The sequence below is a fragment of the Collinsella sp. TF11-5AC genome (assembly GCF_003436775.1).
Taxonomy (GTDB): Bacteria; Actinomycetota; Coriobacteriia; order Coriobacteriales; family Coriobacteriaceae; genus Collinsella.
The window spans coordinates 356-13,326 of sequence record NZ_QSQO01000015.1; the positions used below are offsets into that span (position 1 = coordinate 356).

Genomic DNA, 12,971 nt, shown 5'->3' on the forward strand with positions numbered 1-12,971 from the left:
TATAAAGAGCTGTAATACAAGAACTCGCCTTCTTTTAGCTTGTCTTACTGTTTGGCTGTATTTTGAGTCCTTCTTTTGTATTTGCGCGATAATAACTCCCATTGGCGTTAGGGAGGACTTGATGTTTACCGTTTTTGTCTTGGGCAATATTGCTTCGGGTAAGTCGACTGCCTGCCGCTATCTCGAATCTCATGGCGCCATGCTTATCGATCTGGACGAGCTTGCCAAATCGCTGTATGTGCCAGGCTCCGATATCGTCAATGCCCTCGCGGAAGAATTTGGCTGGGATATTTTGGATGAGGAGGGCGGCATTCGCCGCAGCATCCTCGCTTCTCGAGCTTTCGCTTCTCCTGATTCGGTCGCACGGCTCAATGGCCTTGTGCACCCCGTTCTCATTGAACAGCTTTCGCTTAGGATTCTCGATCCGGTTTGTTGTACGGTTTCGTCCCCCCGTTATCCCTTTGCGGTTGTCGAGGTTTCTGCCCCGACTGGTTTTGAGGATGCTTTTGGCCTGGCTGATGAAATTCTGGTTATCAGTGCTCCTTTGGCAGTTCGTCGCGAGCGTGCCATTCATCGTGGTATGGAGTCCTCTGATTTTGATGCTCGCTCTGCATGCCAACCTGATGAGGCTTCGCTTTGCAATCTCGCTACGACGGTAATCGATAATGCGGGAGGCGATAATTCGCTCTTTGAACAACTGGACGCATGGCTTGTGCGCCATGGCTTCGGGGATGTAACGGATAAGGAGGAGGCCGATGCCTAAGACACGTTTCTTTACGTGGTATCGCGTTGCGCCACTTGCCGTTGTGCTCGTCTTCGGCTTTATTTCGCTCGTCTACTCGTATGCTCCTGCCGCCTTCTTTAAGCCTTTGTATCCAATTGACTACGAGGCGTATGTAAAGCAATCGAGCATTTCGCACAATCTTGATCCATATCTGGTGTGTGCTGTCATAAAGTCGGAATCGAATTGGGATCCCGAGGCTGAGTCGAATCAAGGCGCTCGGGGATTGATGCAGCTGATGCCCGAGACTGCCCAGGATATGATTGCCAAGGGTCTTGTCGATGGTAGCGAGTATTCCGCCGACAACCTTAACGATCCCGCTACGAACATCGAGTTTGGCTGTGCGTATCTTTCGTATCTTCTAACGTATTTTAACGGGTCGACTGACAGCGCCATTGCCGCCTATAACGCCGGCATGGGCAATGTCGACGGATGGGCGCAGCAGAGCACGTCGCTTCATAATGCAATCACCTTTCCCGAGACGCAGGCGTATCTGATTCGTGTCAATAATGCCTGGGTTCGCTACAAGACCCTCTATCCCGATCGGTTCGTATAGGACTATGCCTGCCGCCTGCGTATACTGCAGATATATGAGTTAGGAGTATCCATGGCGGAATTTGAAGTTGAGCGTGTTGGAGGAGAGCTCAAACGTTTTGGCGTTGAGGGCTCTGAGGTGCCGTTTGAGGTCGTGTCTCCCTATGAGCCTGCAGGTTCTCAGCCTAAGGCCATTGAGTCGCTTGTGCAGGGTGTGAGGGACGGAGATCGCTATCAGGTTTTGCTGGGCGTGACTGGTTCGGGCAAGACCTTCACGATGGCTAAGACTATTGAGGCCCTGGGGAAGCCGACGCTGGTCATGGCTCCCAATAAAACGCTCGCCGCTCAGCTTGCGAGCGAGCTCAAAGAGTTCTTTCCCAACAACGCTGTGGTCTACTTTGTCTCGTACTACGACTACTATCAGCCCGAGGCGTATGTGCCGCAAAGCGATACATATATCGAGAAAGACTCCTCGATTAACGAAGAGGTCGAGATGCTGCGCCATCAGGCGACCGCGTCACTGCTCTCTCGACGCGATGTGATCGTTGTCGCATCGGTCTCGTGTATCTATGGCATTGGCTCTCCTGAGGACTATGCGGGTCTGGCTCCAAACGTCGACAAGAAGGTGCCGCTCGAGCGCGATGACTTTATCCATGCACTTATCGACATTCAATATGATCGCAATGACTATGACCTGGCGCGCGGCACGTTCCGCGTGCGCGGCGATGTTGTCGACGTGTATCCGCCTTATGCCGAGCATCCGTTGCGGTTTGAGTTCTTTGGCGACGAGGTCGAGCTGATTGCCGAGATCGATGAGGTTACCGGTGAGATGCTTCGTGAGTACGAGGCCATCCCCGTATGGCCGGCATCGCACTACGTGACCGAGAAGCCGAAGGTCAAGGCGGCTCTGAAATCGATCAGCGAAGAGTGCGAGAAGCGCGTGGCGGAGCTCAAGGCGACTGATAAGTTGCTCGAGGCGCAGCGTCTGCAGCAGCGCACCGATTATGATCTTGAGATGCTCGAGACGATGGGTTTTTGCAACGGCATCGAGAACTACTCGCGTCATCTGGACGGTCGAAAACCGGGCGAGCCGCCGTTTACCCTGATCGATTACTTCCCTAAGGACATGCTCTGCATCATCGATGAGAGCCATGTGACGGTGCCGCAGATTCGCGGCATGCACGAAGGTGACCGCTCGCGTAAGGTGACGCTGGTGGAACACGGTTTTCGCCTTCCTTCGGCACTCGATAACCGCCCGCTTCGTTTCGATGAGTTTGAGGCAAGGATCCCCCAGTTCATCTACGTTTCGGCCACGCCGGGCGACTACGAGCTGCGGGTGAGCCAGAACGATGTTGAGCAGATTATTCGTCCGACCGGCCTGCTCGATCCCAAGATCGATGTGCGTCCGGTTCGCGGTCAGATTGACGATCTTGAGGACGAGATTCGCGAGCGCGTTGCCCGCAAGGAGCGCGTGCTGGTGACCACGTTGACCAAGCGCATGGCCGAGGACCTGACCGACCATCTGCTTGATGCGGGCATTAAGGTCAATTACATGCATTCTGATACGGCGACAATGGATCGTGTCGAGATCCTGCGAACGCTGCGCGAGGGCAAGATCGATGTTCTCGTTGGCATCAACCTGCTTCGCGAGGGCTTGGATCTTCCCGAGGTCTCACTGGTGGCAATTCTCGATGCCGATAAGGAAGGCTTCTTGCGCAACCGCCGTTCGCTGATTCAGACGATTGGCCGCGCGGCCCGTAACGCCGATGGCGAAGTCATCATGTATGCTGACGTTGTGACCGATTCGATGAAAGAGGCCATCGAGGAGACGCAGCGCCGTCGCGAGATTCAGATGGCATATAACGAAGAGCATGGCATTGTGCCCAAGACGGTGCGCAAGGCCATCAACGACATCTCAAGTTTTATTGCCGAGGCCGAAAAAACCGTGGGTTCCAAGGGACGCTCGAAGGGCGACTCTCTTGGCCATGGCGCATTCTATACGCCCGATGAGTCGGGCGAGGGTGGCGTGCCGGAAACGGTGGCGCCCGAGCAGACACTTGCGGAGCAGTTGGAAGAACTGCCGCATGACGAGCTCGTGCGGATCGTCGAAACCATGGAAGAGGATATGCGTAACGCTTCTGCCGCCATGGACTTTGAGGAGGCGGCGCGCCTGCGCGATGCCGTCGTTCAGATTCGGGCGATGCTCGAGGGTGCGTCTGAGGACGAGACGATCGAGCGCTTACGTTCGCAGGCTCGCAAGGGTTCCACGTTCGCATCGGGCAGAAAACGCCAGGGTGCACGGTTTAAGAAATAGCGAACATGCCCCGAGTTCCCTGCGGAGCTCGGGGCATGCGTCTTTTGCGCGCTGGAATTCGTGCGTTAGAGGTCTGCGATCAGGGCTTCGGCACAACGGATGCCGTCGGTGGCGGCGCTCATGATGCCGCCGGCATATCCAGCTCCCTCACCGCAAGGGTAGAGGCCCGGGGTCGACACGGCATGGCATGTTCGGTCTCGGGTGACGGTGACCGGTGAGCTCGAGCGAGTCTCCACGCCGGTAAGGACAGCATCGGAGCGGTCGTAGCCTCGTAGCTTTTTTCCAAGTAGGGGAAGTCCCAGGCGGAGCGACTCGACGATATGCTGCGGCAGGGCTTCGTCAATTGCCGTCCAGGTCACACCGAGCGGATAGGTGGGCTTTACCTTTCCGGGCGCCTTGCTGGCGCGTCCTGCGAGGAAATCTCCGACGAGCTGTGCCGGTGCGTTCCAGTTGGAACCGCCCAGGCGGTAGGCGGCCGCCTCGCAGGCGCGCTGGAGCTCGATGCCGGCGAGTGGGTCATCGTTGGGAAGGTCCTCAGGCGTGACGTTAACGAGCAGGGCGGCATTTGCGTTGCGTCCGTCGCGGGCATTGAGACTGGCGCCGTTGACGCACAAGTGGCCCTGCTCGGAAGAGGCGGCGACAACCTGCCCGCCGGGACACATGCAAAACGAGAACACGCTGCGGCCGTTGGGAAGATGGGCGACGAGCTTGTAGGGGGCTGCTCCGAGGGCAGGATGTCCCGCCGAGGCTCCGAATTGGGCTCGGTCGATGTCGCGCTGCGGATGCTCGATGCGAACGCCCATGGCAAAGGTCTTTTGTGCGAGGACCACGTTGTGGTCCTTAAGGAGCTCAAAAATATCGCGAGCAGAATGCCCGCAGGCGAGGATGAGGTGCTTTGTCTCGATTGGCTCGCAAGCGGTGTCTTGGGACGATTGGACATCAATACCGGTGATGGCGCCAGACGCGTCGATGCGAATGTCGACGAGCTTCGTTCGATAACGGACGACACCTCCGAGCTGCTCGATGCGCTGGGATATAGCGGTGACGACCGTGGGAAGGATGTCGGAGCCAATGTGCGGCTTGGCATCCCACAGAATATCGCGGGGCGCACCCGCCTCGACGAAGGTTTCGAGGATAAGGCGATGGGCGGGATTTTTGGTTCCCGTATTGAGCTTGCCGTCCGAGAAGGTCCCCGCGCCGCCCAGGCCAAACTGGATATTGCTCTCGGGGTCGAGGATGCGCTCCTTTAGAAAGAGGTCGATCGCCTGCGAGCGGCGAAATGCCGGGTCGCCGCGCTCGATGAGCAAGGGCTTAAGACCTGCTTCGGCGAGCGTAAGCGCAGCGAAAAGGCCGGCGCATCCGGCGCCGACAACGACAGGGCGTTCTTGAGGTACGTCGGAGGCGGGGGAGGGGAATGAAGGCTCATCGTCTTCTATCGCGCGTACGCGCGAGCGGTCACGCTCGGCAACGCTGTCGACCGCTTCTCGCTCGAGGTGGGGACTAGTCAGCTCAACACGAAAGCTCAGGATAAAATGGACGTCTCGTTTTTTGCGAGCGTCGATTGACTTGCGGTGGAGCTCGATGGACTTGATCTCGGAGTCCTTGCAACGTAGGACGCGCTTGGCGACTCGCTTGCCAACAATGAGACAGGCATTTTCATCGTCGGCTTCATCGAGCGACGCGTTGACTTGGGTGATTTCGATCATCGAGGTCTCCTTAGAGGCAAGAAAGAGGCCGTCCGGTATCCCAGACGGCCCGAATGCGTTTTTGATTATAGACTGCGCGGCTACAGGCTGCTTGCAGCGCGAATGCCCGAGATCCAGGCCCACGCAAGGTTAAAGCCTCCGCAATCGGCGTCGATGTCGAGCGCTTCACCGCAGACGTAAAGCGGGGCGTCGACAACGCTGCGCGCGCGTAGGCTGGGTGTTGAGATGCTCTCGACAGATACGCCACCACGCGTGACCTGCGCTGAGCGCTCCTCGGCTGTTCCCTTGACGAGCAACTTAAAGTGCTTGAGGATCGAGACCAGGTGGATGACATCGTTGGAGCCTGGATGGCACTGCTCGAACGCTGTGCAGACGACGCGGGAGAGTTGCGGGGCGAGCATGCCGTCGAGCCAACGGGGATCGCGGGGCGAAAAGCCGCCGAGCAGCTCAACGCGCCGGTTGAGCGTATCGAGCAACTCGTCTTTGGAGAGGTCGGGGAAAACGTCGAGCAGGATCGTATCGCCGTGCTGGATACGACGAGAGAGGTTGAAGACAGCGACGCCCGAGATACCGAAGGTTCGAAACAGCACTTCACCGTCTTCGTGCCAGAGCTCATTATGATTGCGGGCGAGCGTCAAGCGGGCGCGGACGCGCAGGCCATCCAACGTCTTGAGCGCCGCCCGATCGCCAAAGACCGTTGCCGATACGGGGCAGAGGATGGGGCGCAGCGAAGTGAGGGGGAGGCGAAACGTATCGGCGATACCGGTGGGGTTGCCGCCCGTGGCGATAATTACGGCATGTGCCTGCAGGGCCACGTTCTTGCGAGGGACATCAGCGAGCGCTTTCCGAAGCGAGCGGAGCTCCGATTTTCGGTCGTCGTGCTTTTTTGCCTTGAGCGCCCGCGCTGGACGGTCTATTTGGAGTGCCCAGCCTTCGGAAGCTTTGTGCGCCGAGGCAACGTAGGCTCCGCAGATTAAGGTGATACCTAGGCGGTCGCAAACGTTGAGAAGCGCGTCGCGCACCGATTCGGCGCGAAGGGAGCGCGGGTACAGCCGGCCTTCCTCGGAGGTTGTCATGATACCCAGCGAGGAGAAGAAACCCATAAGCTCTTGTTCGGGCTGGGGGCCCATGACGGATGTGACGAATGCTGGGTGGTTATACCGCTGAGGATCGATCGATTCGTTGGAGAGGTTGCAGCGGCCGTTACCGGTCGCAAGGAGCTTAAGGCCGCAGGCGACATCGCGCTCAACGATGCAGACGCTTTTGCCAACGCGTGCGGCCGTAATGGCGGCGGCGAGGCCTGAAGCCCCGCCGCCGATTACCAGGACGTCATAGAAGGCGCTCGCGTTCACTTAGGCCTCGTCGGTCTCGTGCGGGGTAATAGCCTCGACGGCAGAGACTGCCTTGGGCAACATGCCATCGGGCAGCGCGGTCTCGACCTCGCCCTTATCGCAGGCCTCGGCGAGTGCCGGATTAATGGGAAGCTGCCCCAAGATGTCGAGGTTATAGCGCTCTGCGACCTCGGGGAGCTTGCTCTTGCCAAAGACCTCGATCTTCTTGCCGCAGTCGGGGCACTCAATATAGCTCATGTTCTCGACAATGCCCAGAATGGGGACGTTCATCTTCTCGGCCATGTTGACCGCCTTGGCGACGATCATCGAGACCAGATCCTGCGGGCTCGTGACGATGACGATGCCGTCGACGGGCAGCGACTGGAAGACGGTGAGCGCGACGTCGCCTGTTCCCGGAGGCATGTCGACCAGCAGGTAGTCGATGGGGCCCCACGAGGTCTCGCTCCAGAACTGCCTAATGGCGCCTGCGATGACCGGACCGCGCCAAAGGACGGGGTCGGTCTCGTTTTGGAGCAGCAGGTTGGAGCTCATGACCTTGACGCCGTGCTCGGAGATTTCGGGCAGCATAAGGTTGCCAAGGGCATGGACGTGGCGTCCACTCATACCGAACATCTTGGGGATAGAGGGACCGGTGATGTCGGCATCGAGGACGCCGACCTTGTGGCCGTGACGGGCAAGCTCGGTGGCGATGGCACCGGTGACAAATGACTTGCCGACACCGCCCTTGCCGGAAAGCACGGCGATGACGCGCTTGACCTCGGACAGCGTGTTCTCCTCAAATTGCGACGGCGACGTTTGTCCGCCGGCGGCCTGTGCGTGTTCGCAACCCATGTATGACTCCTTTGTATATGCTGGGGCCGGGGCCCCGCGATGTGACACGAGCGTCATTGTACCCTCGTTTGCGAGCGGGAGTCATTTGCGATGCGTTTGGGCCGAGCGTGCTTGCAATACGATGGGCCCAAGCGAATGGGCGGGCTTACTGAACTTTGCTGGCGAACTCGAGGTATTGCATGCGCTGCAGCTTGTCGATCGTCGAGGCGTAGGGGCTGTCTTCCGATTCCAAGTCGTAGCGCAGCCCGTCGGCACCGAGATAGCCGGCGACATTGATGGTGGGCACATCTGACCTTGTCGCAAGCAGGGCCTTTTGGTGATTGGTGAGCGGGGCGCCGATCTTATTAAGGGTAATGGCTGCAATCTCGTTTGCCCCGACGGTGTCGTAGACGTTGAGCTCGGTATTGCCGGCGATCTCATAGTTAGCCCAGACGAGATATGTCGACTGATAGATACGGAAAGCGTGGCTTGCCGTATCTTCCTGAGGGTACAGCTCGTCGTTGAGAGTCGTTGCGGCGCTCGGCTGATGGTCGCCAAAAAAGACAAGAACAACCGGTCTGCCGATGTTGCGGAGCTCGTTGATAAAGTACTCGAGGTCCCGGTCGGATGCGTTGATGCAGGTGAGATAGGTGTTGAGCGCGCTGTTGGCGCCTTCGCTGGCTCCCTCGACCCAATAGTTTGTCAGCTCTTCGGCGGGAACGGTGCCATAGTCGTAGCCGCCGTGATTTTGCATCGTGACGTCAAAGATGAACTGCGGCGCTTCGTCGGTTCTAAGCAGGTCGAGTATCTTGTCGTAGGTGGCGTAGTCGCATACGCCGGCATGGTAATAGGGCGCACCTTCGAAATCGCCGATTGAAAGAAAGTCTCCAAAGCCCAGCTGCTGATAGATTTTATCTCGATGGTAGTTGACGGGGTTTTGCGGGTGCATAGCGGTAGTGGTATACCCAAGCTCTTTAAGGTCCTTTGCCAGGCTGTTTACGCCATTCATCTGATACAGCTGATAGGGGATCTTGCCTAATCCGACAAAGGCCGTTGTCGCTCCGGTCAAAAATTCGAATTCGGAGTTCGCCGTTCCGCCACCGGCGACCGAAGCGAGCATGGTGCCGCGAACAAGTGTGTCGGGAAGCGAGTTGTAGAATGCGGGGCCGGAGTACCCGGCCGCCTGGAGCTGCTCAAAGCACGAAAGGTCGCTAAAACTCTCGTTCATGATGGCAACAATCGTCGGCTTGATTTCATTGAACTGGGCAACGGCCGCCGCGCGCTGTTCGCTCGAGCCATATGTGCTGTCGTAGACGGCGGCGAGCTCCTGCTCGATGCTCTGCGCCTCATCGGGCGTATAGTCTTCGGGCTTCTCAATGGGCAACTCGTTGACCATTTCGGTGAACGAAGTGATAAAACCCTGAGACGCATACGTGGTGATGGGCTGCCAACGGTCAAATCCAAAATCCAGCGCCTGCTCCAAGTCGATGTTGGAAAAGCCTGAGAGCCCCACAACGGTCACTAGCAGAAAAGCACAGAGGTTAGCGGCGATAGCGGGGAAGACATGGGTGGGCGTACGGAGCTTTCGCGGTCGGATGAGCGAAAGAAGCCCCAGGGAAATCTCCAGCAGGGCGAGAGAGGTTACGATTCCGGCGGTAAAGGTAAACTCGTATCCCTCGCTCACTTCCATTGCGGTGCCAAGGGCCAAGATATCGCTTGGCAGGATGGCTTCGCCTTTAAACGTTATGACGAAGTGCTCGGCAATGCCAAGGACGCAACAGACGACGGGCACGAGGACCATGACGCCTCCATGACGCTGTCCCAGCAAATAAAGGGAGAGCAGAACCGTCGCGAGCAACCCGACGGAAAACCCGAATGAGTTGGCGGGAATGCGATAGAACGTTTCGTTGCAGGCAATTTCGATTGAAACGAACGAGAGCGCTGAAACAGCGGCGATGACAAGGATGTCGCGGCAAATACAGGCAACCGTTCCCGTCGCAAGGTCGGTTTGGTCGATAAGTCCCGAAACCAAGGGCTCGACAAGAAGCATGACGGCGGCAGCACCGAGCGCCGAATAAGAAAGGACCCATAGGGAGCTGCCCTCATTTACGAGCGATTGATTCGTAATCCATGCAGCTACCACGCCGAGCGGGATGAGGAGCGTCGCGCACCAAAAGACGCGGGCAATGGGTGGCTTTTCGTTGCGTTTGATTGAAAAATACACGCGCACGACGACGGCGGCCACGATAAGGACGGCGATGAATATGGGCAGATTGGCCATGTCGCTCGAAGTGATTTCAAGGGGGATATCTTCGGTCATGGACGTTCCTCTGGTACAGCAAATTAAGTTCAGTATTAGATTACTGTAACCTTTCCACGGCATTTCGAGAAACAAAGCGCCCGATACGCAAAGCTAAAGGTCTGCGAATCTTGTATTACGAACATCTGTGCGCGTCGAGTGCGCTAAACTCATCGGCAGTATGATCCGATGCAATAGGAGGCAAGGAGCTTCCATGTCTGATTCCTCTATCGTTATTCGCGGCGCTCGTGAGCACAACCTCCGTGATATCGATGTTTCCATTCCGCGTGACCAACTCGTGGTCATTACCGGTCTTTCTGGCTCGGGCAAGAGTTCGCTGGCATTCGACACTATCTATGCCGAGGGCCAGCGTCGATACGTCGAGAGCCTTTCGAGTTATGCGCGCCAGTTCTTGGGCCAGATGGACAAACCCGACTTGGATTCAATCGACGGCCTTTCGCCGGCGGTGTCGATCGACCAAAAGACGACATCTAAAAACCCTCGCTCGACGGTTGGCACCGTAACCGAGATTTATGACTATCTGCGTCTGCTGTTCGCCCGTGTGGGCACCCCGCACTGTCCCGAATGCGGCCGCGTCATTGAGCGCCAGACGACCGACCAGGTCGCCGATAAGGTCCTGGCGGCGGGGGAGGGCCGCCGCGCGTTTGTGCTGGCACCGGTGGTGCGCGGGCGAAAAGGCGAGTACACCAAGCTGTTTGAGGACCTTCGCGCCGAGGGCTTTAGCCGCGTGCGTGTCGACGGCGAGGTTCGCTCGCTTGATGACCCTATCGATTTGGATAAGAAATTCAAGCACGATATCGAGGTCGTGGTCGACCGCATCGTGATTCGCGAGAACTCGCTGGGCCGTATTGCCGAGTCCGTTGAACAGGCGACTGCGCTGGCGCACGGCAATGTGAACGTATACTTGCTGCCCGACCGCGACGCTCCCGAGGGGACCGAAGGCGAGTTGCTGGAGTATTCGCTGGCGTTAGCGTGCCCGGAGCATGGACACTCCATCGATGACCTGCAGCCGCGTGATTTCTCGTTCAACGCGCCCTATGGCGCGTGCCCCGAGTGCGATGGCCTGGGCTTTAAGAAGACGGTCGATGCCGAGGCCCTAATCGAAGACCCCTCGAAGTCGATCGCCGACGGGGTCTTTGGCAGCCTGTTTGGCAACTCTAACTACTATCCGCAGATTTTCGCTGCGGTCTGCAAACACTTTAAGGTGAGCGTCGATACGCCGTGGGAGGATCTGCCTCCGCGGGTGTGTCGTGCGTTTTTAGACGGCATGGGCGACCAGAAGATTTCGGTCGACTATCAAAAGCTCGATGGGCGCCGCAGCCAGTGGGACACCAAGTTCTCGGGTGTGCGCAATATCCTGTACGAGCGCTATACCGAGACGACGAATGAGAACACCAAGGCGCGCTTGGAGAAGTACATCCGCGAGGAGCCGTGCTCGAGCTGCCACGGCGCTCGTTTGCGCCCCGAGATGCTCGCCGTCACCGTGGGCGGCAAGTCCATTTACGAGGTTTGTTGTCTGTCGTGCCGTGAGTCGCTCGAGTTTTTTGAGGGCCTGGAACTCACCGAGCGCCAACAGTTTATCGGCGGGCGCATCGTCAAGGAAATCCTGGAGCGCTTGCGTTTTCTGGTCGATGTCGGACTCGACTATCTGACCCTCGATCGTGCCTCGGCGACGCTTTCCGGAGGCGAGGCCCAGCGCATTCGCCTGGCAACGCAGATCGGCGCCGGCCTCATGGGTGTCCTGTACATTTTGGACGAGCCATCGATTGGCCTCCATCAGCGTGATAACGAGCGCCTGATCAAGACGCTTGAGCGCCTACGCGATATCGGCAATACCGTCATCGTCGTCGAGCATGATGAGGATACGATTCGTGCTGCCGACTATGTGATCGACATGGGCCCCGGCGCGGGCGTGAACGGCGGACACGTGGTCGCCGCGGGAACGCCTGCCGATATCATGGCGTGCCCCGATTCGATGACGGGTGCCTACCTGACCGGCAAGCGAATGATTCGGGTTCCCGATGAACGCCGCAAGCCCGGTCGCGGCTGCCTTAAGATCACGGGCGCCCGCGCCAACAACCTCAAAAACGTTACCGCCAAGATCGAGTTTGGTACGCTTACGGTCGTTACCGGCGTGTCGGGATCGGGTAAGAGCTCCCTGGTTACCGACACCATCGCGCCTGCCCTTACGAATGCCATTCACCGTTCGACGCGCCCTGTGGGTCCGTATAAGAAAATCGAGGGCATCGAGTGTATCGATAAGGTTATCGATATCGACCAGTCGCCGATTGGTCGCACGCCGCGTTCCAACCCTGCTACGTACATTGGCCTGTGGGATGATCTTCGCGCGCTGTTTGCGAGTACGCCGGAGTCGAAGGCGCGTGGCTACTCGCCGGGACGTTTCTCCTTTAACGTGAGCGGCGGTCGCTGCGAAGCATGCAAGGGCGACGGACAAATTAAGATCGAGATGCACTTCCTTCCCGATATCTATGTCCCCTGTGAGGTCTGCGGCGGCAAACGCTATAACCGCGAGACGCTTGAGGTCACCTACCGTGGTAAGACCATCTCGGACGTGCTCGACATGAGCGTCACCGAGGCACTGGCCTTCTTTGGGAATATCCCGCAGATTAAGCGCAAGCTCCAGACGCTGTACGATGTAGGCTTGGGCTACGTGAGCCTGGGCCAGCCCGCCACGACGCTCTCGGGCGGCGAGGCGCAGCGTGTGAAGCTCGCCAAGGAGCTTCATCGACGCCAGACGGGCAAGACGTTCTATATTTTGGATGAGCCGACGACCGGCCTTCATTTTGAGGACGTCCGCCAGCTGCTCGATGTGCTGCAGCGCTTGGTCGATGCGGGCAACACGGTGCTGGTGATTGAACACAACCTTGATGTCATCAAGGTTGCCGACCGCCTGATCGATATGGGCCCCGAGGGCGGTAACGGCGGCGGAACCGTCGTGGTTTCGGGCACACCGGAGCAGGTTGCGGACTGTCCGCAAAGTTATACGGGCAAGTTTTTGGCGCCGTTGCTCAGGCGTGACCGGGAGCGTCAGGCTCAACTTGATGCTCAATAAATAGGCGATTCAGTTTATGGGCGCCATCGACTCCTTGTGATTCGATGGCGCTTGCTGTGTCGAAGTGACGTATGCAGCCGA

At 58.1% G+C, this 12,971-nt stretch carries 8 protein-coding genes; 4 read left to right on the forward strand and 4 right to left on the reverse strand.

The features are described 5' to 3' along the window. The first annotated feature begins 121 nt into the window (after positions 1-121). Genes coaE through uvrB form a run of 3 tightly spaced genes read left to right on the forward strand, consistent with a single transcriptional unit; the run spans position 122 to position 3,629 of the window. Complete coding sequence (gene coaE / locus DXD16_RS07255; RefSeq protein WP_117564883.1) at positions 122-763, forward strand: dephospho-CoA kinase; 642 nt, start codon at positions 122-124, stop codon at positions 761-763. Then, the gene (locus DXD16_RS07260) at positions 756-1,337 is read left to right on the forward strand and encodes a lytic transglycosylase domain-containing protein (RefSeq protein WP_089573603.1); all 582 of its coding nucleotides are present in this window, start codon (positions 756-758) and stop codon (positions 1,335-1,337) included. The genes coaE and DXD16_RS07260 overlap by 8 nt, the downstream gene beginning before the upstream one ends. A 51-nt stretch (positions 1,338-1,388) precedes the next feature. After that, positions 1,389-3,629, forward strand: coding sequence for an excinuclease ABC subunit UvrB (uvrB, locus tag DXD16_RS07265; protein WP_089573604.1), 2,241 nt, complete (start codon positions 1,389-1,391; stop codon positions 3,627-3,629). A gap of 65 nt (positions 3,630-3,694) precedes the next feature. Here the strand turns inward: uvrB and DXD16_RS07270 are convergent, their stop codons facing one another. The 4 genes from DXD16_RS07270 to DXD16_RS07285 form a co-directional block, all read right to left on the reverse strand. Then, on the reverse strand, positions 3,695-5,335 hold the full coding sequence (locus DXD16_RS07270; RefSeq protein ID WP_117655644.1) for an NAD(P)/FAD-dependent oxidoreductase: 1,641 nt from the start codon (positions 5,333-5,335) through the stop codon (positions 3,695-3,697). 80 nt (positions 5,336-5,415) lie between these two features. Further along, positions 5,416-6,687: an NAD(P)/FAD-dependent oxidoreductase gene (locus DXD16_RS07275; protein ID WP_117564881.1), complete on the reverse strand. Its 1,272-nt coding sequence runs from the start codon at positions 6,685-6,687 to the stop codon at positions 5,416-5,418. Then, positions 6,688-7,518, reverse strand: a complete 831-nt coding sequence (locus tag DXD16_RS07280) for an Mrp/NBP35 family ATP-binding protein (RefSeq protein WP_022094864.1) — start codon at positions 7,516-7,518, stop codon at positions 6,688-6,690. Between the two features lie 145 nt (positions 7,519-7,663). Beyond that, positions 7,664-9,817 carry an LTA synthase family protein gene (locus tag DXD16_RS07285; RefSeq protein WP_158551646.1) on the reverse strand — a complete coding sequence of 718 codons (2,154 nt, stop codon included), beginning with the start codon at positions 9,815-9,817 and terminating at the stop codon, positions 7,664-7,666. A 193-nt stretch (positions 9,818-10,010) separates the two neighbouring features. Between DXD16_RS07285 and uvrA the strand changes: the two genes are divergently transcribed. Next, positions 10,011-12,890 (forward strand): excinuclease ABC subunit UvrA, encoded by a 2,880-nt coding sequence (uvrA, locus tag DXD16_RS07290; protein WP_117655646.1) that lies wholly within the window; start codon positions 10,011-10,013, stop codon positions 12,888-12,890. Positions 12,891-12,971 lie beyond the last annotated feature (81 nt).